21 protein-coding genes are annotated in these 21,159 nt (G+C 34.5%); 6 read left to right on the top strand and 15 right to left on the bottom strand.

What is annotated here, in order from left to right:
* Positions 1 to 172: 172 nt before the first annotated feature.
* Positions 173 to 1,900 carry a M14 family metallopeptidase gene (locus tag DMB71_RS12360; RefSeq protein WP_111366516.1) on the bottom strand — a complete coding sequence of 576 codons (1,728 nt, stop codon included), beginning with the start codon at positions 1,898 to 1,900 and terminating at the stop codon, positions 173 to 175.
* Positions 1,901 to 2,245: 345 nt separating this feature from the next.
* Here DMB71_RS12360 and DMB71_RS12355 point away from each other — a divergent pair, with 345 nt between their 5' ends.
* A complete protein-coding gene (locus tag DMB71_RS12355; RefSeq protein ID WP_111366514.1) occupies positions 2,246 to 3,607 on the top strand; it encodes a DEAD/DEAH box helicase in 1,362 nt (453 codons plus the stop codon).
* A 212-nt stretch (positions 3,608 to 3,819) separates the two neighbouring features.
* Complete coding sequence (locus DMB71_RS12350) at positions 3,820 to 4,266, top strand: hypothetical protein (RefSeq protein WP_111366512.1); 447 nt, start codon at positions 3,820 to 3,822, stop codon at positions 4,264 to 4,266.
* Positions 4,267 to 4,440: 174 nt separating this feature from the next.
* Here the strand turns inward: DMB71_RS12350 and DMB71_RS12345 are convergent, their stop codons facing one another.
* The 3 genes from DMB71_RS12345 to DMB71_RS12335 all read right to left on the bottom strand — a co-directional run bounded on the left by DMB71_RS12345 (position 4,441) and on the right by DMB71_RS12335 (position 6,757).
* Positions 4,441 to 5,019, bottom strand: coding sequence for a PhnA domain-containing protein (locus tag DMB71_RS12345; protein ID WP_111366510.1), 579 nt, complete (start codon positions 5,017 to 5,019; stop codon positions 4,441 to 4,443).
* A 171-nt stretch (positions 5,020 to 5,190) separates the two neighbouring features.
* A complete protein-coding gene (gene coaD / locus DMB71_RS12340) occupies positions 5,191 to 5,649 on the bottom strand; it encodes a pantetheine-phosphate adenylyltransferase (protein WP_111366508.1) in 459 nt (152 codons plus the stop codon).
* A 136-nt stretch (positions 5,650 to 5,785) separates the two neighbouring features.
* Entirely contained in the window at positions 5,786 to 6,757 is a 972-nt protein-coding gene (locus DMB71_RS12335; protein WP_111366506.1) for a D-alanine--D-alanine ligase, read from the bottom strand.
* 457 nt (positions 6,758 to 7,214) lie between these two features.
* On the opposite strand from DMB71_RS12335, the gene DMB71_RS12330 reads away from it, so the two are divergent.
* Together DMB71_RS12330 and DMB71_RS12325 are read left to right on the top strand one after the other, a co-directional pair.
* On the top strand, positions 7,215 to 7,835 hold the full coding sequence (locus DMB71_RS12330; protein WP_111366953.1) for a PASTA domain-containing protein: 621 nt from the start codon (positions 7,215 to 7,217) through the stop codon (positions 7,833 to 7,835).
* Entirely contained in the window at positions 7,825 to 8,865 is a 1,041-nt protein-coding gene (locus tag DMB71_RS12325; protein ID WP_111366504.1) for an RluA family pseudouridine synthase, read from the top strand. The genes DMB71_RS12330 and DMB71_RS12325 overlap by 11 nt, the downstream gene beginning before the upstream one ends.
* Positions 8,866 to 9,100: 235 nt before the next feature.
* Here the strand turns inward: DMB71_RS12325 and DMB71_RS12320 are convergent, their stop codons facing one another.
* From DMB71_RS12320 to DMB71_RS12295, 6 genes are all read right to left on the bottom strand, one after another.
* A complete protein-coding gene (locus DMB71_RS12320) occupies positions 9,101 to 9,712 on the bottom strand; it encodes a hypothetical protein (RefSeq protein WP_111366502.1) in 612 nt (203 codons plus the stop codon).
* A 19-nt stretch (positions 9,713 to 9,731) separates the two neighbouring features.
* Entirely contained in the window at positions 9,732 to 10,955 is a 1,224-nt protein-coding gene (locus DMB71_RS12315; RefSeq protein ID WP_111366500.1) for an ATP-binding cassette domain-containing protein, read from the bottom strand.
* 80 nt (positions 10,956 to 11,035) lie between these two features.
* On the bottom strand, positions 11,036 to 11,881 hold the full coding sequence (locus tag DMB71_RS12310) for a sulfurtransferase (RefSeq protein WP_111366498.1): 846 nt from the start codon (positions 11,879 to 11,881) through the stop codon (positions 11,036 to 11,038).
* A gap of 3 nt (positions 11,882 to 11,884) precedes the next feature.
* Positions 11,885 to 12,742, bottom strand: a complete 858-nt coding sequence (locus DMB71_RS12305) for a ThuA domain-containing protein (RefSeq protein ID WP_111366496.1) — start codon at positions 12,740 to 12,742, stop codon at positions 11,885 to 11,887.
* 14 nt (positions 12,743 to 12,756) lie between these two features.
* Positions 12,757 to 13,146 (bottom strand): DUF1398 domain-containing protein, encoded by a 390-nt coding sequence (locus DMB71_RS12300; protein WP_111366494.1) that lies wholly within the window; start codon positions 13,144 to 13,146, stop codon positions 12,757 to 12,759.
* Between the two features lie 168 nt (positions 13,147 to 13,314).
* Positions 13,315 to 14,304 carry an alpha/beta fold hydrolase gene (locus tag DMB71_RS12295; protein ID WP_111366492.1) on the bottom strand — a complete coding sequence of 330 codons (990 nt, stop codon included), beginning with the start codon at positions 14,302 to 14,304 and terminating at the stop codon, positions 13,315 to 13,317.
* A gap of 280 nt (positions 14,305 to 14,584) precedes the next feature.
* Here DMB71_RS12295 and DMB71_RS12290 point away from each other — a divergent pair, with 280 nt between their 5' ends.
* The gene (locus DMB71_RS12290; RefSeq protein WP_111366490.1) at positions 14,585 to 15,277 is read left to right on the top strand and encodes a hypothetical protein; all 693 of its coding nucleotides are present in this window, start codon (positions 14,585 to 14,587) and stop codon (positions 15,275 to 15,277) included.
* A 92-nt stretch (positions 15,278 to 15,369) separates the two neighbouring features.
* Here DMB71_RS12290 and DMB71_RS12285 read toward each other — a convergent pair whose 3' ends face one another.
* The 5 genes from DMB71_RS12285 to DMB71_RS12265 all read right to left on the bottom strand — a co-directional run bounded on the left by DMB71_RS12285 (position 15,370) and on the right by DMB71_RS12265 (position 18,777).
* Complete coding sequence (locus tag DMB71_RS12285) at positions 15,370 to 15,807, bottom strand: acyl-CoA thioesterase (protein ID WP_111366488.1); 438 nt, start codon at positions 15,805 to 15,807, stop codon at positions 15,370 to 15,372.
* Between the two features lie 116 nt (positions 15,808 to 15,923).
* Positions 15,924 to 16,397, bottom strand: a complete 474-nt coding sequence (locus tag DMB71_RS12280) for a DUF1203 domain-containing protein (protein ID WP_111366486.1) — start codon at positions 16,395 to 16,397, stop codon at positions 15,924 to 15,926.
* A 76-nt stretch (positions 16,398 to 16,473) separates the two neighbouring features.
* Entirely contained in the window at positions 16,474 to 16,935 is a 462-nt protein-coding gene (locus DMB71_RS12275; protein WP_111366484.1) for an SRPBCC family protein, read from the bottom strand.
* A gap of 55 nt (positions 16,936 to 16,990) precedes the next feature.
* Positions 16,991 to 17,458, bottom strand: a complete 468-nt coding sequence (locus DMB71_RS12270) for a hypothetical protein (RefSeq protein ID WP_111366482.1) — start codon at positions 17,456 to 17,458, stop codon at positions 16,991 to 16,993.
* 41 nt (positions 17,459 to 17,499) lie between these two features.
* On the bottom strand, positions 17,500 to 18,777 hold the full coding sequence (locus tag DMB71_RS12265) for a Na+/H+ antiporter (RefSeq protein WP_111366480.1): 1,278 nt from the start codon (positions 18,775 to 18,777) through the stop codon (positions 17,500 to 17,502).
* Positions 18,778 to 19,140: 363 nt separating this feature from the next.
* Here DMB71_RS12265 and dnaK point away from each other — a divergent pair, with 363 nt between their 5' ends.
* The gene (dnaK, locus tag DMB71_RS12260; protein ID WP_111366478.1) at positions 19,141 to 21,024 is read left to right on the top strand and encodes a molecular chaperone DnaK; all 1,884 of its coding nucleotides are present in this window, start codon (positions 19,141 to 19,143) and stop codon (positions 21,022 to 21,024) included.
* Positions 21,025 to 21,159: the final 135 nt, after the last annotated feature.

Here is a 21,159-nt window from a genome sequence, read left to right as displayed (position 1 = left end):
GTTTAGAATAGACAAAAAGTATGGAAAAACATAATTGCAATTTATTTTACAGTATTTCAACTTAGACAAGCTCTACAGCCAAAGCTTTGCGTTCTTCTCGCAAGCCAAACCTAATCAAAATCAAAAAAATCTTAGCGTACTTTGCGTTAAAAAAAAAGCAATCAAAAAAAATCTACAAAACTCGATAAACAGGATATTGCATATGCGCTTTTTCATAATAAACCGAATGCTTGTAAATCCAATCCAATTGTGCTTGGGAGTTTTTAGCAAATTCACTGTCGTTTTGTTTTTTGGTTTCTAATTCTGCTTTTAGATCTGGATTTTCTTTTAAAAGTTGTCCCGCAGTATCTTCAAAAATATATTCTGAGTAATGTTCTTTTTGTTGTAAAATTGGGTCGAAGAAATTCCAGTTAAAGAACGAATCAACACCTTCTGGTTCAAAAGCTTCTAGAATGTATTTTACGCCTTTTTGGTTTGTTGGAACTAGATAATCTCCTTTGGCGAAAGCCATTTTAACGATTTTAGAAGTTACCGTTGTATTTCGGTGTAAATAATGTCCTTCGTAAGCAGAAGGAACGGTTTTAAAATCGGCAATTCTGTAGCTTTCGACTTCTATAATCGTATCGTTTTTAATTTGTTTAAACGAGATATTATTGTTTTTCAAAAGCTCAATAATATTCCAATATCCTCTAGGAATAATATAAGCCGTAGGAATCACAACTTCTTTAACCGATTTAAATTCTTTAATGTACGGAACGTCTTTTTTGTACGGTTTGCTTCTGTCGTAATACAAACGATTTCCTGTTGTCGCTTCGCTTTTTTTGTAGCCTGCTTCATATCCTAAAAACGAAAAAGTAGTTGCTTTTGTGCTGTCCATTTCCCATTTTAAAGTATAAGATTTTTTAGGCTGATATTGTTCTAAATTTTGTACTCTTAAATCTTTTATTTTCTGATAGTTTGCATCGGTAAAATCCATAGTCGATTTCATGTATTCATACGTCATTTTTACGCGTTCTGCATACTTTTTCAGCATGTGTGTTTCGACTACAAAACCAATTGTATTAAACAGCGAAGTATAACCCGTAGTATATCGCGGACTATCTACAAACTGCCCAAAACCTTTGTCTGGCGTATCTTTAAACGAATCGACATAAGGCGTAGTTTCAATTTTCTTTTTCTGAAGATCTTTTACCAAAGCAGGCATCATTTCGTTATTCATAAAATCGCCTAGAACCGTTCCGAGTTTGTTGTGCTGCGTCATGATGTACGTCAGTTTGTATTGATAATCAGAGCCGTTGCTCACGTGATTGTCGATAAAAACATCGGCATTTATTTTCTGGAAAATCTCTACAAAACTTTCAGTATTTCGAGTATCCGATTTCATTAAATCACGATTCAAATCGTAGTTTCTGGCATTTCCTCTAAAACCATAAATTTCTGGTCCGTCCTGATTCGCGCGAGTTGTCGAATTTCGGTTTAAAGCTCCACCAATATTATAAACGGGAATCGTAACCAAAACGGTATGTTTTGGCGCTTTCATTTTTCCTGTTGCCAAATCTCTGTAGAATTGCATGGTTGCATCGATTCCGTCTGGTTCTCCAGCATGGATTCCGTTATTTACAAACAAAACGGCTTTTGTTTTTTGTATTTTATCAAAATCAAATTCTTTGTCCGGATTGAAAGTAATCATGTGCAAAGGTTCGCCAGAATCGGTTAATCCCATTTCTTTCATTTGAATCGTTGGGAAATCTGCAGCAAGTATCTTCCAATAAGCGATAGTTTCTTGATAAGAGGCAGATTGATTACCGTTTCCTTTCTCAAAAAACGTATCGTATTTTTTATTGCTTTGCGCGGAAATAGTTATGGTGAAAAGTGAAAAAAGAATTGTAAAAAGTTTCATGATTTTGGGTTTAATAGGAATCAAATATAAAATTTTTTGTTTCAAGTTTAAGGTTTCAAGTTTTATGTATTGTGTGTTTTTTTTAACGCAAAGCGCGCAAAGATTTTTTTATATTCAAGGTTTTGAAAAACGCTAAGTTCGCAAAGCTTTGAACATAAACTTTGCGTGAACTTTTGATATGCTTTATGCTTTTTAACCGCAAAGAGCGCAAAGTTTTTATTTAAGGGTTTTATAAAAACGCAAAGTTCGCGAAGCTTTGCAGATAAAATTTGCGACCTTTGCGTATCCCGATAGCCATCGGGATTGCGTGCTTTGCGGTTAAAAAACTTTCCCTACTTTTGCAGCATGAAAAAACACCATTCCAACGATATACTTTCGAATTTAGCGATTCAGAACCTCAACGAGATGCAGGAAACTGCTCATGACGTTATTCTGAACGATAACAACGTTTTATTGCTTTCTCCAACAGGATCTGGAAAAACATTAGCGTTTTTGCTGCCAGTTTTAGAATTGCTGCAAGCAGAAATCTTATCGGTTCAATGTTTGATTTTGGTTCCGTCGCGCGAATTGGGATTACAAATCGAACAGGTTTGGAAGAAAATGGGAACGCAGTACAAAGTAAATATTTGTTACGGCGGACATTCGATTGAAACGGAAATGAAAAACTTAAGCAATCCGCCAGCGGTTTTAATTGGAACGCCTGGAAGAATTGCAGATCATATTGACAGAGATACTTTTAGAACCGATAAAATTCAGACTTTAATTTTAGATGAGTTTGATAAATCGCTTCAATTAGGGTTTCACGAGCAAATGTCTTTTATTATTGGCAGATTGCCGAAAGTAAATAAAAGAGTTTTGGTTTCTGCCACTTCAGATATTGAAATTCCGAAATATACACGTGTTATAAATCCGACTGTTTTAGATTTTATTCCAGAGGAAGAAGAAAAGACAAATCTTTCAATGAAAATGGTGATTTCGCCATCAAAAGATAAACTGCAAAGTTTATTCAATTTGATTTGTTCTCTAAAATCAGAATCAGCAATTATTTTCTGTAATCATCGCGACGCTGCAGAACGTATTAGCGATACTTTAAACGAGAAAGGAATCTATTCGGTGTATTATCACGGCGGAATGGATCAGGATGAGCGTGAGAGGGCTTTAATTCAGTTTAGAAACGGAAGTGTGACGTATTTAGTGACAACCGATCTGGCTGCGAGAGGTTTGGATATTCCAGAAATGAAACATGTTATTCATTACCATCTTCCGTTAAAAGAAGACGAATTTACGCATCGTAACGGGCGCACAGCACGTATGCAGGCAACGGGAACGGCTTATATTATCATTCACGAAAGTGAAAAGCAATTAGATTACCTAGATTATGAAATGGAGGTTTTTGATGTGGAAGGGAAAGTTTCGCTTCCAAAACCACCTCAATTTCAAACTATATACATCAGTGGCGGAAAGAAAACAAAACTGAACAAATTTGATATCGTTGGATTCTTTTCTCAAAAAGGAAAACTAGAAAAAGACGATTTAGGATTAATCGAAGTAAAAGATTTTGTTTCGTTTGCAGCGGTTAAATACAATAAAGTAAAAGACTTGCTGAAAAACATTAAAGATGAAAAAATGAAAGGCAAGAAGTTTAAAATCGAAGTTGCCCGAAATGTCATCAAGAAAGTAGAAGAGGAGAAGAGAGGGAAGTACTGATTTCTGATTATTAGAAGAAAGATGCAAGAAGCAAGATTTAGATGTGAAGATTGAAATTTTAATTTTTAATATTTATTTTGTTGTATTTCAGTAGTTTATAATTTTGTGATTAAGTTTTACAATTTTATGTTAAAAAAATAATGATTTGATAGGTGTTTTTTCAATAATTCTATGTTTTTTTGCTACAGTAAAATTGTAACCCCAAATTCAGTATGAAAAACATTATTACCCTTGCAGCTATGTTATTTAGCTTTGTTTCGTTTGCACAAGTAAAGGTTCTTGAAACTGTTCCTGTTGAGAAATTAGGGAAAGTAAATAACAATTACATCCAAAAAATTGGAGATGAGTACACGGTGTATTATACTATTATCCAAAACGATGAAGATTCTTCTAACTTAAGAAAGTTTTCATTCAAAAACATCGATAATGCCTACAATAACCTTTATAACATTATTGTTGGAGGATTTACAGCAACACCTTTGTATGATATCAAATTAGAATTGCCAAATAACTACATTTGGTTGCACTACACAGGAAATGTAGTTCCAGACAAAGCAACTGTACAATTTATGGTTTCTAGCAAAGAAAGAGATGCTGATACAAACAACGTTTCTGAGCCTTTCGTAAAAGACCAAATCAGTAAATTATTCCAAAAATAATTTTTTTGAGGTTCAGAGGAACAAAGGTTTAAAGGGACAAAGTTTTTTAGTTGTCTCTTCTATACATAAAAAAAGCTGTTCTTATGAACAGCTTTTTTGTTTTTAGGCTCAAAGGTTTGATTTCAATTAGAAATCTTTGTTCCTTTAAACCTTTGTTCCTCTGAACCTCAAAAATTATATTTTCTTAACATACTGTGTAATAATCACAATCTGTTGTCCATCTACTTTTCCTTCAATGTATTCAGCGTTTTCGTGATCTAAACGAATGTTTCTAACAGCAGTTCCTTGTTTGGCAACCATACTAGAACCTTTTACTTTAAGATCTTTGATTAAAACTACAGAATCTCCGTGTTGTAGCACTACGCCATTACTGTCGCGGTGAACTAATTTATTTTCATCATCTTCGCCTTCGCCTGTTGCTTTTGCCCATTCTAGCGTTTCGTCGTCTAGGTACATCATATCAAGCAATTCTTGTGGCCATCCTGCAGCACGCATACGGCTTAACATTCTCCAAGCCACAACTTGTACCGGAATATTTTCGTTCCACATACTGTCGTTAAGACATCTCCAGTGATTTAAATCTACGTTGTCTGGATTTTCAATTTGGTCAATGCAAGTGTTACAGGCAAATATTGCTTCATCAAGACCTCCTTTTCTAGTAGGAAGGACTTGATAAACTTTTAAATTTTCTTCATTACCGCAAAGTTCACATTTTGACCCGCTTCGTTTGCTTAATTCTCTCTCGATACTCATTGTTTGTTGTTTGTTTTAAAAATGCGAAATTACTTATAATTGATAAGCATTGCAAATTTATGATTTGATTGTTGTGTTTGGTCATTGCGAGGAACGAAGCAATCTCATGAGGATATGCTTTGTGAAATGCAAATGTGATTGCTTCGTTCCTCGCAATGGCTTTTAGGGTGTTTATTTCTTAACTCTAACCGCATCTGGAACCAGCATTTCGTATTCGCCTCCATGGCGCAATACGTCACGTACAATGCTTGAACTGATAAATGAGGTACTTGCAGCTGTCAGCAAGAAAACAGTTTCTATTTTAGACAGTTTTCTGTTGGTGTGCGCAATCGCTTTTTCGAATTCGAAATCGGCCGGGTTGCGTAAACCTCTTAAAATGAAATTAGCTTTTTCTTTTTTTGCCAAATCGATTGTTAATCCTTCGTAAGTAATAACCGTAATTTTTGGTTCGTCTTTGAAGGTTTCTTCTATGAAACGTTTTCTTTCTTCTAATGAAAACATGTATTTTTTTTCGGCATTGACACCAATGGCAATTACAATTTCATCAAATAAAGGAATTCCTCTTTTGATAATGTCTTCGTGTCCTAAAGTAATTGGGTCAAATGATCCTGGGAATATGGCTTTTCGCATTTTTTTTTTGTTTGAGGTTCAAAGGCTCAGAGTGACAAAGGTTCAAAGTTTTTCGCTTTGCTCAGTCTGATAATTTTGTAAGTGAAAAAAAGGTTCTGGAATCTTAGTAACTTAGAATCTCAGAACCTTAGTATCTTTAAGCTAAAGCTAACTCAATTGCATTTGTAAATAAATCTTCTAGAGAAATTCCTGCTGCTTTTGCTTGTTGCGGAATCAAACTTTCTGTTGTTAAACCTGGAATAGTGTTCATCTCAAGCATGTGCGGTTCGCCGTTTACAATGATGAACTCACTTCTTGAAAAACCTCTCATTTTTAAAACTTCGTAAGCACGTTTTGCAGTTTCTGAGACTTTTTTAGTCAGTTCGTCAGAGATTCTTGCTGGCGTAATTTCTTGCGATTTTCCTTCGTATTTGGCTTCGTAATCAAAGAAATCGTTGTCTGATACGATTTCTGTAATTGGTAAAACGATAATCTCACCTTTGTAATTGATAACTCCAACAGAAACTTCAGTTCCGTCAAGGAAACTTTCAATAATAATTTCGTTATCTTCTTTATAAGCTACTTCAATTGCAATTGGCAATTCAGCTTCGGTTTTTACTTTTGAGATTCCGAAACTAGATCCTGCTTTGTTTGGTTTTACGAAACAAGGCAATCCTACTTTTTTAACGATTTCTGTAGTGTTGATTTCGTCTCCTTTATTCAAATAATAAGAAATTGCCGTTTTGATTCCGTATGGTTTTAAAACGGACAATAAATCTCTTTTATTAAATGTTAATGCCGATTGGTAATAATCGCAAGAAGATTGTGGCATTCCGATTAATTCAAAGTAAGCTTGCATTAATCCGTCTTCGCCTGGAGTTCCGTGAATAGCGTTGAAAACACAGTCAAAAGTAATTTTCTGACCGTTTACAGTTACTGAAAAATCATTTCTATCAATTGGAAATTCGGCTTCATTTTCGTCTACATAGACCCATTTCTCTTTGAAAATGTGGATGCGGAATCCGTTGAATTTTGTTTTGTCAAGATATTGATACACGACATTCCCGCTGATTAATGATATTTTGTATTCGCTGGAATAGCCGCCCATGATGATGGCAATGTTTTTCATTGTATGTTTTTATTTTTTAATTGTTTCAAGTTTAATGTTTCAAGTTTTTTGCCACTGATTACACTAATTAAAAAGATTTTTTCTCAATATTGTCATTTCGACGAAGGAGAAATCTTCGCAAGTAGCTCCATAAAGATTGTCAATTTACTTTGTGTAAATCCTTCGGCTTTGCTCAGGAAGACAAACTTTATGCTGATAGTTCTCTTGAGAATAGAATAGTACTATTTTCTTTTAAAGAACGTTCTTATGAAACTGAGTGCCCTAGCCCTGATAGAAGCGGCATCCTTTTGTGCCGGGGTTCGGCGCAAAAGATACAGCGGATAGCAGGAAATAGCTTCTGAAATTTGTCCTTCGACTTCGCTAAGGATGACAATCACGGCACTTTCTTGTTTTAAACAAAATTATCATTTTTTTTGAAATGAAATACTTTATCTTTGTCGCTATTAAAAATAAATTTATGAGTTTACGTCAGTATTTAACAAGCCGAGTTTTTTTCTTGCAATTGCTTGCGGCCGCAGCTATAATCGCTGTTATTGGTTATTTATTTATGCATTGGTTAACTTTTACAACGGATCATGGACATGAAATTGCTGTTCCGAATTTGTCTAAACTAACTGAGGAGCAAGTTGAAAATAAATTGGATGAACTGGATTTGGACTATGTTCTTTTAGACAGTGTTGATTACAGAAGTGAATACCCAAAATATAGTGTTGTTGAGCAAGATCCGTTGCCTGGAACAATGGTAAAAGTGGGTAGAAAAATTTATATCAAGATTAATGCTTCTGGTTTTTCTTCTGTGAAAATTCCAGATCTGATCGAGAAAACTTATCGTGAGGCTGTTCCAACGTTGAAAGCGTTAGGTCTTGAGCCAGGAACGATTACGTATATTCCGAACCTTGGAAAAGATATGGTTTTGGAAATGCGTTTAAAAGGAAGAAACTTAAAAGTAGGAGATCGCGTTTTGAAAGCGTCTAAAATCGATTTGGTTTTAGGAGACGGAAAAGCAAGTTATGTAGATGAAAGTCAGGCAACAGATAGTACTGCGGTGCCTGCAGAAACCCCAAAAGATGAACAATAATATTGAAGAAAATTTAGATCTGGAAGACGAATTATTTGAGCACTACAGATTTGAAGTCCCAAAAGGTCAAGCGTTTTTGCGTATTGACAAATATTTAATGTATTTGATTCCGAATGCCACGCGAAATAAAATTCAGAACGCGGCAACTAACGGAAACATTTTTGTGAATGATATTCCGGTAAAATCAAATTACAAAGTAAAACCTTTTGATGTGATAACGGTAATGTTGTCGCATCCTCCGTTTGAAAATAGAGTAGATCCTGAAGATATTCCGTTGGATATTGTTTATGAGGATGATGCGTTATTGCTGATCAATAAGCCACCAGGATTGGTTGTACACCCAGGACATGGAAATTATACTGGAACTTTGGTGAACGCTTTGGCATTTCATTTTGAAAATCTGCCAATGAACAGCAGCGAACGTCCAGGTTTGGTTCACCGAATTGACAAAGATACTTCTGGTCTTTTGGTTGTGGCTAAAACAGAAGCTGCTATGACGCATTTAGCAAAGCAGTTTGAAGCTAAAACTACCGAGCGTGAGTATATTGCTCTAGTTTGGGGAAATGTTGTAGCTGACAGCGGTACAATTGAAGGAAACTTAGCCAGACATTTGAAAGACCGTATGCAAATGGCGGTTTTTGATGATCCAGAAATCGGAAAACCTGCTATTACGCATTATAAAGTTTTGGAGCGTTTTGGCTATGTGACTCTTATTTCTTGTAAACTGGAAACAGGAAGAACGCACCAGATTCGTGCTCACATGAAACATATTGGTCATCCTTTATTTAACGATGAGCGTTACGGCGGTCATTTGATTTTGAAGGGAACGACTTTTACAAAATACAAACAGTTTATCGAGAATTGTTTTAAAGCTTTACCACGTCAGGCGCTGCATGCTAAAACGCTTGGATTTGTTCACCCGAATACGGGAGAATTAATGCGTTTTGATACAGAATTGCCTCAGGATTTTCAGGATTGTATTGAGAAATGGCGCAATTATGTGAAGTCGCATAACACCGACGAAGAATAGTAATTAGATAATTTGGCAATTAGGAAATTAGATAATTTCTTTTGGCAGAAATAAAAAAATAGCTCCTTAGGGAGCTATTTTTTTTATATTTTTTTGACGTTCCAATATTCTGTAGAGGCGCACTGCAGTGCGTCTCCGCAACGAATATCCACAATATGTTAGACGCACTGCAGTGCGCCTCTACAGATATGCTTTATGTTATTATACGGATATGGTAAATTTTGTTTTTATCAGTTTAATTCTGAATATTTTTGATTTTTAAATCCGTTATTTTGACTTCTCCGTTGGTTATGAAACCCAGTTTTCCTTTTTGGTTTAAATTGCTTTTTTCTAGCGAACATTCTAAAGTTGTTTTATCGTCAACAGAAAACGATAATTGATTATTTAAAACTTTAATTTTTACAGAATACCATTTGTTGTTTTCTAATTGCATTGGTTTTCTAAACAATGTTTTTCCACCTCGTTTACCATACGAATCGTCTTTTTTATCATAGACACCATCTCCAATTACTATGTTCTGGTCAATTTGATATAGGTAGGTTCTAATGTATTTTCCTTTATCCAAATTGAGCATGATTTCGAATAAAGATTCTTCAATCATGTTGACTTTAAAATCGATTTCATAATTTTTGGGAAGTCGTTTTTTTGATTCCATTACTCCCCAATGCAACGGTACTCCATGTCCGATTAAGGTATCTTTTTTCAGAAACCATTCATTTAAATTGCAATGTGATTTGAATTGAGAATCTTTGGTGATTTTATATTCTTTTTTTGCTGTTGAAATTGTGCTAGAACACGAAATCAATATTAATTGTAAAAGGAGGAATACAACAAATTTTATTTTCATTTTAATTTAATTCTGATTGCTATTTTATTTTTCCGATTGAGCCTGTTTCTGATGGTAAAAGTTCGAAAACAGAAGTAGGAGCAAGGCCTTGTTCGATTCGGTGCGAAACGTAGAGTATAGAAACATTGGTTTCTTGTTTTATAGTGTTGATTAGCTGAATTACCAAATCTACATTTTCGTCGTCTAAACCTTCTACGGGTTCGTCTAAGATCAATAAAGGTGGATGTTTTAAAACGGCACGAACAATTAATGCAACGCGTTGCTGTCCGATAGAAAGATCTATAAAACGTTTTTTGCGTAAATGAGTCATTTCGATTACTTCAAGCCATTGTGTCACGATATTCTTTTGATGTGTTGTAGGTTCTGTATACAATCCGATTTGGTCAAAGAAACCTGAAAGAATCATTTGCTCCAATGTATGTCCTTTTTGAAACAGATCCATCATCGAAGTGGCGTAAATCCCGATTTGTTTTTTAATATCCCAAACACTTTCACCAGTTCCTTTTTTTCTTCCGAATAAAAACAAGTTTTGTCCAAAACCTTTCGGGTTATCTCCTGTAATTAATGATAAAATAGTACTTTTTCCAGAACCATTTGGACCAATTAACTGCCAGAATTCACCTTGTTTGATAGTCCAAGAAATGTTGTTGAGAATTTTTCTTTCGTCATAACTTACCGAAACATTTTCCAATCTGATTAATTCATTTTCAGGAAAAGTATGAGTTTCTGTCGCTTTCGGAATTGCAGTTGTATTTAATGTTTTGAAATGATTTTCGGCTTTTTTAAATGGATGCAGTTCAAATGTGTTGTCTTTTATTTGCGCTTTATTTGGTACAAATTCAAGCACATCAACGGTACGATTTAAAAGCTGAATAATCGCAATGTCATTAGTTAAGTCTTTTAACGAATCGGCTAAAACTACTCGTGAGGCCTGATCCAAATGATCAAAAGGATTATCGAAAATGATAAAATCTGGTTTTTGATTGATACAGTATTTTAAAAACTCTTTTTTACGTTCGCCAGAAGAAAAAGTTCGAAGTTGTCTGTGCGAATCTGGAGAAGCTTCTACGCTGTCATATTGAAACTCTTTTTCGATAAATTTTTCGATCGCTATATCAGAAAACAGTATTCCTTTTTGATCGTTAAAAATGGCTAATTCTCCCGTTGCTTCGCCATTTAATATATTGTCTATTAACTTCTTTTTATTTACCTGATTTGATAAAAGTATATCCCAGTGTTGCATTGTAATTTTTATTTGTATTATTTTTTAGCCAAAGATTAAAGGATTAAAAAAGATTAATAATCTGTGGCAAAAAAAATATTTTATTCTGTTTTTTGTGTCGCCATTTCGCGATCATTTCTAGACCATTCGCTCCAAGAGCCTGCATATAATTTCGGAATTGGAAGTCCGGCGTAATCTATTGCCAATAACGTATGGCAAGCTGTAACTCCAGAACCGCAATGAACGATTGTATTTTCTGGTTTTATGTCTTTCAGAACAGTTTTGTATTTTTCAGCCAATTCATCAGCAGGTTTAAAGAATCCGTGTTCATCAAGATTTTCCGTTAGTGGAACATTGATAGCTCCAGGAATATGTCCTGCAATTAAATCTAACGGTTCTGTTAAGCCATCATAACGGCTTTTATCACGAACATCGATTACGATATTTTGATCGTTTTTTCGAGCTTTTTCGACTTCTTCAATATCGGCTAAAGGCAATTTCCATTCTTGGGAAGGATAAACTGTTTTTTCAAAAGTCTCAATTCCAGAATTAGTTGGAAATCCTTCTTGCGTTGCTGCTTGATAGCCACCATTTAAAACTTGAATTTTTTCATGTCCAATCGCACGCATCATCCACCAGAATCGAGCTGCGAAATTAGAACCGTTTTTGTCGTCATAAACCACAACATGATCAGAAGGCGAAATTCCTAATGAAGATAGAGTTTTTGAAAAATCTTCTGGAGAAGGCAACGGATGTCTTCCTCCATTTGCTTGATTTTCTGGAATTGCAGCCAAATCGCGATTTAAATCTACAAAGCGAGCGCCTTCTAGATGTTCTTTTTGATAGTTTTCAAAAGTATTCGCGCCAGCTCTAGCATCAACTAAAATAATTTTAGAATTAGAAATTAATTCTTGAGCTGTAATTAAGGGTGAAAGTGTAGCAGACATTTTTTATTTTTTCTTAGAATTGCCAAGCCAAAGCAAAGCATTCAAAATTAATTGACTTTGTGTTTTGTTTTCAAAAGTGTACGATAAGGTTTTGTTTGTTCCGCCTTCATAATCTATATCATTGTGTCCCATATTTACATACAGCATTTTGTATTTTTTATTGGTCCAAACAACAGGATAATAACCGCTATGCCAGATTTCATGCGCTTTTGGCCCAGTTCCTAACGGAAAACTCGATTCGTCTATGGCTAACAAAATTTCAATGTCTGGATTTTTGGTTAAATCATTAGACCATCTGTACCATTCGTTTGGAGCAGAAGAAAAGGTTTTAGGTAGATTTTTGGTCACAGGATGCTGATTTTCTACTTTTAAAACTGCCGAAGTTGGTTTCCAAGTATTGCTGCCGTATTCGCCAGAACCTAAAAAAGTGTTGTGATACCAGTCCCAATCTTGATTATAACTTGAATTGTTTAAAGCAAATGCCGAGAAATGAAACCCTATAAAACCTCCGCCATTTTCCATGTACTTTTGAAAAGCTTCGCGTTGTTCTTTTTTCTCAGGGCGTGTGTCTAAAAACAAAACAACCTGATATTTCGTCAAAAACTTAGCGTTTAGATTGTCCCAATTGCTGGTAGAATCATACTGAAAATGATTTTCTTTGGCTAATTTTGGAAAGTATTTATTGGCTTCATGCACAAAACTGATATGTGCTTGATCATTTTTTGCGGTATAAAAAGCAATGACTTTAAATTTTGGGTTTTCTTTTTTGTTTTGCGAAAAGCCAAAAAATGAAACAAGGAAAAGGAAAATTAAAAGGCTTCTTTTGAAAAAAGTTTGATGGTTTTGGTTGAAAATAGTCATGAATGGTTAAAGAATTATACTGGGATTTTTTCGATTAGAATTTCATTTTCAGATTTGTCAAAATAAGTGCAAGTCATTTCAACGATATCAACGCGCCATTTTGCAATACCGCATTGAGCGCAATGCTTGCAGAAAGTCATATAATCAGTTTCGCCATGCTGGTGTTTTACCAAATTTTCTATAAAAAGTTCTTTGTTAGGAAAATCAGCAACTTTTATTTCAGGATATTTTTCCTCGGCTGCAGTAGTATAGTTGTTTAATCCGTAGTAAATAACGCTTCCGTCGTGTACAAACGTGTCATATCCTTTCACGCCTAAAATGATTAAATCTTGAATATAATTTGGAAAATCTGCTCCTGTTTTTACTTTTGCGTGTGCTTCTTTTATTTGTTCTATTGTAAACATAATTTTAATTTTAGATTGTTAAAAAATTTTCGCCACGAATTCACGAATTTTTTTAAAAAAAATCACCTTAAAAATAATTCGCGAATTGCTTCGCTTTTGCTCGAGCCAAGAATTATTTTTTAATTCAGATACGAATAAAAATTTGTGAATTCGTGGCGAAAAAAAATATCATTTCAAAAATACGATTAATGATTTTATAAACGAATCAAAAGATTCGATATGTGGCAAATGTCCTGTATTTGGAATCTCCACGAGTTTTGCATTTGGAATTGCTTTTTGTGTTTTCTTGCCTAATTCAGCATAATTTCCCATTGTTTTTCGTACTTCTTCAGAAACCAATGGTTTTCCTAAAGCCGTTTTATCTCTCGTTCCGATAATCAGGAGTGTTGGGCATTTAATATTTTTAAATTCATACAAAACGGGTTGCGTAAAAATCATATCGTACAAAAGAGCCGAATTCCAAGCAACTACATCATAATCGGGTGCGGTTGTCCAGCCCGCGCCAAGTTCAGCCCATTTTTGATAATCTGCATTCCATTTTCCGTCATAATAATTTGCCATTTGGTATTGCTTGATGCTTTCGTAATTCTGCTTTAATTCTGATTCATACCACCAATCAACAGGTTTGTATGGAACAACTAATTTCCAGTCTTCTAAACCAATCGGATTTTCTAAAACTAATTTTTCTGTCGTTTCCGGATACATTAATGCAAAGCGCGTTGCCAGCATTCCGCCCATAGAGTGTCCTAAAACAGTAGTTTTTTGAATGCCTAAATGATCTAAAAGCCTTTTGGTATTTTCTGCCAGCTGTTGAAAAGTGTATTGAAAATGATCTGGTTTCGTAGATTTTCCAAAACCAATTTGATCAGGGACAATTACGCGATAACCTTCTTTTGTCAGCGCTTTAATCGTGGTTTCCCAATAAGCGCCATTGAAATTTTTCCCGTGAAGCAAAATAATATTTTTCTGATTGTAATTTTCTGGAATAATATCCATATAACTCATTTTTAGGTACTGGCGCTGACTGCTCAATTCGATAAAATGAACAGGAAAAGGATATTCGTAATTAGTTAAATTAATATCGAGAGCTTTTATATTGCCCTTTTGGCCAAAGCTTAAACAAGGAATAAGTATGAATAATAGTTTCAGGATTTTCATTTGGAGGCAATTGTTTTTATGATTTATAAAGTTAAACCGAACCATTTTTAAAACAAAGCTTAAAATCTTAAAATTATCAGAAAAAAAGCTTTTGAAAAGGTTTCACTGTTTTTAATGCCAATAATCGATGATTTATTGAAATTTTATCGATTAAATGATTGTGATTTTGAAAATAATGTATTTTAACGAATAATGTAGCACTTCAAAGGACTTCTTTTATTAACAGGAAAAATGTATGTAATTTAGTATCAGAATGTTGTAAGCCTTAAATATTAGTATTATGAAAAAGACAATACTTTTGCTCCTGCTAACAGTCCCCACATTTGCCCAAGAACTCAATACATTTGATTTTGCAGTTATCAACTCAACCTTAATTTCTGCAAATATTGACCTCGATAAAGGCCGGAGCGTTGTTGCGGCAAACCAAGATCAATATTCGGCTTATTTTCAATACGCTCTTACGATGTGTGAAGACGATATTATTTTTGGTGCTGGAATTGACAAGTCTGAAATTGATCGTACTTATGTGGGTTATATCGGTAAAATTTGCGATAAATTTAGAGCTACGATTGGCATAGGATATGTCAATTCTAGAAGTGGTTACGAAGGAACTTTTACAGGTTTTAGCATCTCTTGGCATTTTTCTGAAAACACCTATATCGGCGGAAACTTAGAAAATTTACATTCGTCAATAATTGATTATGATACCGACGAAAGTTTTGATTATTATAAAAAACTCGTTCCCAAAGTTTTTGGAAGTTACGAGATTATCCCAAATGTGATTGTTTTTGGACAATTGAGTTCGAGAGTAAATGATATTGCTTTAAAATATCAAGTTCGCCGGTTTTCTGCTGGAGGATTTTATTCTGGACATTCATTTGGCGGAATTTTTGGAACTGTCAACGTCGGACGATTTGCCTTTTCTTGCAGTACCACTTTTGAAAGAGTAAACTTTGGACTAAAGTTTCAATAGGAAATTAAAATACAGTTTGGTTAAGAGAAAAATCCCAAAGACAATATCAGTAATTGTTTTTGGGATTTTTTATAAGATTAAGATTTGTGGGGTTATAGCCCAACAAAATCATCGCTTTTAGGGAAAATACTCAACGCTTGGATTGCGATTTCTGGGGTAGGAGAAGCCAATTTTCTAAGTTTGGTATCCATCCATGCACCATCAACCGTAATCGTTGCGCAAAGTGTATCGTCTTCTCTTCTAAATTCGTGAATGATGGACCAGCGAGAAGCATCGGCTTTCATTTTTGAGGTTTTAGTATGAATGAAAATTTTGTCTGAAAGTTTTAATTCTTTTCTAAAAACGCATTCTTCTCTAAATAAAACAGGTCCAAAGCCTTGTGTCTGCATTACTTTTAAAGTTAATCCAAGTTCTTCAAGGATTTCGATACGATGCTGTGCACCAAAATCGTAATAAGCACTGTGACGAACGTGGAAATTTGGGTCTAAATCTGACCAGCGGAAAGATATTTCTTTTACAAATGAAGCCATTTTAATATTTTATTTTATTGAAAACCGAAATTACGAATAAAAAACAAACGAATTTCATAAAATTACTATGCATGCATATTTTTTATTTCATTTGATCTAAAAAGAAGCATTTTAAATTATACTCTTTCAACTAAACAGTTGTAACAGCCAGGTCTTGCATTATGGATGTGGATGTAATCTATTTTTTCGTTTTGAAAAGTTTTGATTATACTTTCTTTCAGAGTAGTTCCTTCAACTACAGATGCTTCTTTCATCATGCCTTTTTTATCATAACCGCGTAACGAAAGCAATCTATGATTAAACATAAGTGGAATTTGATTTGTTTCGAATGTAGGTGTAGTGGCTTTTTTTCGTATAAAAATTGGTCCGCTTGCTTGATAAGGTGAGGTTGTTTTATGATGGTTGTAGGGCAAAAGAATAACTTCTTCGCCAATTTGAGCATCTTCTAAGCTTATTCTGCAAGGAAAACCTGGAAATTTATCGACTGTCATTTTAATTGCGCCGATTTTTTCTAGTTCTAGATCTGTTAATTCAAAGTAGCCTGAAAATTCTGTATGATTTAAAGGTTTGATTTTAAAATTTGCTTCCATAATTTTTTTTTATACAAAAATCATACTTGTTAGGAAGCAAAAAAATCCAAATCTTGCTATGTTTTTAAATGGCGTATTACAATGCCATTTTCGCCAATTCAACTTCAAGTTTATCGAAGTTTTCTTCATTTTTATCGACAACATATTGTTTGAGTTTTTGGCATTCTGCTTCGGTTTCAAAAAGCATTTTGAAAACTACTTTTGTTTGGTTTTCAGAAATGGCTTCAAAGGTTGTCAGAATCTGAAAAAGTGGTTTTGAATGGCGTTTCCACGCAATAAGATTAGGTTTTTCTATTTTTATGAATTCGCATTCGTTTTCAAAATTTCCTCTTTCGGCCCCGTGCATGGTAAATTTCCATATTCCGCCTACGCGAAAATCAAATTCATGAAATGTATTGGTGAAGCCTTTTGGTCCCCACCAATTTTTCAAATGATCAGGATTGCTCCATGCCTTGAAAACAAGTTCTTGTGGAAAATTCAGAATTCGTGTTGTCACGATTTCTGAATCTGGTGTTGTGGAAAGGATTTCTGAAGTCATTTTTTGATTATTTTAAATTAAACAAAAATGTAGAGTTATAAAATTACGCTATTTCTTAGATACTTTCAAGATTATCCCATTCGTATTCAATTTTATTAATTTTCATGAAATATGGAATTAATAGTAGAATTTCTAATCTAAAAGAAAAATGATCTTTTCCTGCACTGAAAGGAAGTATAAATAAAGATGCAACACAAATTGCAATGCCTACAAGTGCGTCTATTTTGGCAATCATGATAGCATTGGGTTTTTCGAACCAAAGTGAAAATGCTGCAAATGCTTTTAAAAGCATAATAGAAATTATAAAAATTCCAGTTCCAGAATAGGCAGTGTCAGTTGAGAATCCGTAAAGAGATAAATTTACATTCGAAACAAAAAGATTAGTGATGAGCGAACCTATTGCACAAATTCCCATTAGCATAAAAATCCAGCAGAAAACTTTTATCCACCAAGGCAGAAGTTTACGTCTTATTATTTCAGGTTTTTCAAATTCATCAAAATGACCTTTTAGTTCTTGTTCCATAGTTTTTGGTTTAAATTGGGCTAGTTAGTGTATTTAGAATTTTATTGGTTTAGCTCCTTTTTTTCTTCAATTTCATTTATTTTTTTGACAATCCACGGAAGTGTTAATCCTTGTCCGATTAATGTCATAAGCACCACTGCAACAGAAATGAAAATAATGGCATTTCTGAGCGGAAAAGGAGTTCCGTCTTCAAGAAATCTAGGCAATCCAATCGCAATAGCTAATGAAACAATTCCTCGCATTCCTGACCAGCTTATTATTAAACTGTTTCCGAAATCAAGAAGTGCATGTTCACTCACTTTTCTTTTTCCATTTTTACTCTTTTGAAATGCTTTTTGGAGATTGATTTTCTGCAAATAAACTCTCGCCATTCGGACTAATAACGCGACAATTGTAATAATTGCGGCATAGCCAATATAAGGAAGAATCATTTCGTTGTCAATGTCCTTCAAAATATAGCGAAAATTGAGTCCAATGAGAATAAAGATTAATCCGTTTAAAAGAAATATAATTACATCCCACAGACCCTTTGATTGATTTTTAAGGCTTTCAGGAAATATTTTTTTGCTGAATCTCGAAATGGCCAATCCAAGAATAACGACTGCAATTACGCCTGAAACATGCAAATGTTCTGCTACAAGATAGGTTACAAAGGGCATTAAAAGCATAAAACTGATGGTTACTTCGGGCTTTTTTTGCACTCGTTTTAAGATGAATGCCAAAATTTTTGACATTACAAATCCAACCAGAAAACCGCCACCAAGCAATAAAATAAATTCTAATGCTGCTTTCCATATTATAAAAGCGGCTCCCATTACGGCTGCTACTGCAAAACGATAAGCTACCAGCGCCGAGGCATCGTTAATTAAACTTTCGCCTTCTAAAATGGTAATGGTTTTATGTGGTATTTTAAGTCCTTTAGTAATGTTTATTGCAGCAACGGCATCTGTAGCCGAAAGTATTGCGCCTAAAACAAACGCCAATGGCCATGTCATTTCTGGAATTAAGTAATAAGCCACAACTGCAATTGCAATAGTGGTAAGGAAAACAAGCCAAATTGCCAAAGTAGTTATCGTATGGAGATTGGTTTTAAAATCTTTTGACGAAATATTAAAAGAAGCATCGTATAATAAAGGAGGAAGAAATAACAGGAAAATAATTTCGGGATTGATTTCAATTTCTGCCATGGTTGGAATAAAGCCAATTTCAACTCCAACTATAACCAAAAGAATAGGATAGGGGATTTTTAATTTATCTGCAAAAGCTGATAGTCCTATTACGATGGTGAGTATGAAAATGATAATGCTGTAGTTTTCCATTATTTTAATTTTGAAAAATGCTAATGTAATTAATTTCAATTTAATGAAAGTATTCTGATTTTTAAAAAGTAAGATCTTCTAAAAACAGATGCCCTAGCCCCGATAGAAGCGGCATCCTTTTATGCCAGTGTTTGGCATAAAAGATATAGCGGATAGCGGGAAATAGCTTCTTAATTGCTTCATAATGACATGAAAAAAGATGTCGTGCCATGATTGTCAGGTTTGAAAAATGTCATGTTGGCAGATGATTTTTAGGTCACTGGCGCAAAACTGACAATTTTATTTGGTTTTTTATATTGGCACAAAGATTGACTTATGCCACCTGAGTTATTAAAATAAAATCAAAAATTAAATATATAAAAAATGGGTAAAATAATCGGAATTGACTTAGGTACGACGAACTCTTGTGTTTCTGTAATGGAAGGTAACGAAGCAGTTGTTATCCCTAACGCAGAAGGAAAAAGAACTACACCATCTATCATCGCTTTTGTTGAAGGTGGAGAAATTAAAGTAGGTGATCCTGCAAAAAGACAAGCAGTAACGAATCCTACAAAAACGATTGCTTCTATTAAACGTTTTATGGGACATACTTTTGCAGAAACTGAAGGTGAAGCAAAAAGAGTTCCTTACAAAGTGGTAAAAGGTGACAACAATACTCCACGTGTGGATATTGATGGTCGTTTATATACTCCACAAGAATTGTCTGCAATGACACTTCAAAAAATGAAAAAAACTGCTGAAGACTATTTAGGTCAAACAGTTTCTGAGGCAGTTATTACTGTTCCTGCTTACTTTAACGATGCTCAGCGTCAGGCTACAAAAGAAGCTGGTGAAATCGCTGGTCTTAAAGTTATGCGTATCATCAACGAGCCAACTGCTGCTGCACTTGCTTACGGATTAGATAAAAAAGGAACTGATCAAAAAATTGCTGTTTACGATTTAGGTGGAGGTACTTTTGATATCTCTGTTCTTGAATTAGGAGACGGTGTATTTGAAGTATTATCTACAAACGGTGATACTCACTTAGGTGGTGATGATTTTGACCAAGTTATTATTGACTGGTTAGCTGACGAATTCAAAACTGAAGAAGGAATTGATTTACGTTTAGATCCAATGTCATTACAGCGTTTGAAAGAAGCTGCTGAGAAAGCTAAGATTGAATTATCATCTTCTGCTGAAACAGAAATCAACTTACCATACGTAACTGCTACTGCTTCTGGACCAAAACACTTAGTTAAAAAATTAACTAGAGCTAAATTTGAGCAATTATCTGATTCTTTAGTAAAACGTTCTATGGAGCCAGTTGCTAAAGCGTTAAAAGATGCAGGTTTATCTACATCTGATATCGACGAAGTAATCCTTGTAGGAGGTTCTACTCGTATGCCAAGAATCGCTGACGAAGTAGAAAAATTCTTCGGTAAAAAAGCTTCTAAAGGAGTTAACCCTGATGAGGTTGTGGCTATTGGAGCTGCTATTCAAGGTGGAGTTTTATCTGGAGATGTAAAAGATGTATTGTTACTTGACGTAACTCCTCTTTCTTTAGGTATCGAAACTATGGGTGGTGTATTAACTAAATTAATTGAGGCTAACACAACTATCCCAACTAAAAAATCTCAAGTATTCTCTACTGCTGCTGATTCTCAACCATCTGTTGAAATCCACGTATTGCAAGGAGAAAGAGCAATGGCTGCTGATAACAAAACTATCGGTCGTTTCCACTTAGATGGTATTCCACCAGCACCAAGAGGAGTTCCTCAAATCGAAGTAACTTTCGATATTGATGCTAATGGTATCATCAAAGTTTCTGCAACTGATAAAGGAACGGGAAAATCTCACGATATCCGTATCGAAGCTTCTTCTGGATTAACAGCTGAAGAAATCGAAAAAATGAAAAAAGATGCTGAAGCTAATGCTGATGCTGACAGAATTGCAAAAGAAAGAGCTGAGAAATTGAACGAAGCTGACAGTACTATCTTCCAAACTGAATCTCAATTGAAAGAATTAGGAGATAAATTGACAGACGATCAAAAAACAGCTATCGAATACGCTTTAACTGAATTGAGAATGGCTCACCAATCTCAAGATCTTGACGCAATCCAAAAAGGATTAGACAATGTAAATGCAGCTTGGAAAACAGCTACAGAAGCAATGTACGCTCAAGGAGGTGAAGGACAACAAGCTGCTCCACAACAAGAGCAGTCTTCTGGAGACAACGTTGAAGACGTTGAATTCGAAGAGGTAAAATAATTTACTCCGTAAATACGCATTGCGATGCGTCTTTACAAATGAATATAGGAACCGAGTCAGAAATGGCTCGGTTTTTTTTATAGATATTGTTTTGCGTAGAGATGCACTGCAGTGCGTCTAGATTTAGGTTTTTCA

Origin of the sequence: Flavobacterium tistrianum, assembly GCF_003254545.1 — a bacterium.
GTDB classification, from domain to species: Bacteria; Bacteroidota; Bacteroidia; order Flavobacteriales; family Flavobacteriaceae; genus Flavobacterium; species Flavobacterium tistrianum.
Note: the sequence above shows the minus strand (reverse complement) of the source record. Positions and strands in the feature narration are given on the sequence as shown.

Coding starts and splice junctions, on each gene's coding strand:
- DMB71_RS12355 (WP_111366514.1), top strand. CDS start 2,246: ATGAAAAAACACCATTCCAACGATATACTTTCGAATTTAGCGATTCAG.
- DMB71_RS12350 (WP_111366512.1), top strand. CDS start 3,820: ATGAAAAACATTATTACCCTTGCAGCTATGTTATTTAGCTTTGTTTCG.
- DMB71_RS12305 (WP_111366496.1), bottom strand. CDS start 12,742: ATGACTATTTTCAACCAAAACCATCAAACTTTTTTCAAAAGAAGCCTT.
- DMB71_RS12335 (WP_111366506.1), bottom strand. CDS start 6,757: ATGAAAAACATTGCCATCATCATGGGCGGCTATTCCAGCGAATACAAA.
- DMB71_RS12310 (WP_111366498.1), bottom strand. CDS start 11,881: ATGTCTGCTACACTTTCACCCTTAATTACAGCTCAAGAATTAATTTCT.
- coaD (WP_111366508.1), bottom strand. CDS start 5,649: ATGCGAAAAGCCATATTCCCAGGATCATTTGACCCAATTACTTTAGGA.
- DMB71_RS12265 (WP_111366480.1), bottom strand. CDS start 18,777: ATGGAAAACTACAGCATTATCATTTTCATACTCACCATCGTAATAGGA.
- DMB71_RS12325 (WP_111366504.1), top strand. CDS start 7,825: ATGAACAATAATATTGAAGAAAATTTAGATCTGGAAGACGAATTATTT.
- DMB71_RS12285 (WP_111366488.1), bottom strand. CDS start 15,807: ATGGCTTCATTTGTAAAAGAAATATCTTTCCGCTGGTCAGATTTAGAC.
- DMB71_RS12295 (WP_111366492.1), bottom strand. CDS start 14,304: ATGAAAATCCTGAAACTATTATTCATACTTATTCCTTGTTTAAGCTTT.
- DMB71_RS12275 (WP_111366484.1), bottom strand. CDS start 16,935: ATGACTTCAGAAATCCTTTCCACAACACCAGATTCAGAAATCGTGACA.
- DMB71_RS12315 (WP_111366500.1), bottom strand. CDS start 10,955: ATGCAACACTGGGATATACTTTTATCAAATCAGGTAAATAAAAAGAAG.
- DMB71_RS12270 (WP_111366482.1), bottom strand. CDS start 17,458: ATGGAACAAGAACTAAAAGGTCATTTTGATGAATTTGAAAAACCTGAA.
- DMB71_RS12345 (WP_111366510.1), bottom strand. CDS start 5,019: ATGAGTATCGAGAGAGAATTAAGCAAACGAAGCGGGTCAAAATGTGAA.
- DMB71_RS12330 (WP_111366953.1), top strand. CDS start 7,215: ATGAGTTTACGTCAGTATTTAACAAGCCGAGTTTTTTTCTTGCAATTG.
- DMB71_RS12290 (WP_111366490.1), top strand. CDS start 14,585: ATGAAAAAGACAATACTTTTGCTCCTGCTAACAGTCCCCACATTTGCC.
- DMB71_RS12280 (WP_111366486.1), bottom strand. CDS start 16,397: ATGGAAGCAAATTTTAAAATCAAACCTTTAAATCATACAGAATTTTCA.
- DMB71_RS12320 (WP_111366502.1), bottom strand. CDS start 9,712: ATGAAAATAAAATTTGTTGTATTCCTCCTTTTACAATTAATATTGATT.
- DMB71_RS12360 (WP_111366516.1), bottom strand. CDS start 1,900: ATGAAACTTTTTACAATTCTTTTTTCACTTTTCACCATAACTATTTCC.
- DMB71_RS12300 (WP_111366494.1), bottom strand. CDS start 13,146: ATGTTTACAATAGAACAAATAAAAGAAGCACACGCAAAAGTAAAAACA.
- dnaK (WP_111366478.1), top strand. CDS start 19,141: ATGGGTAAAATAATCGGAATTGACTTAGGTACGACGAACTCTTGTGTT.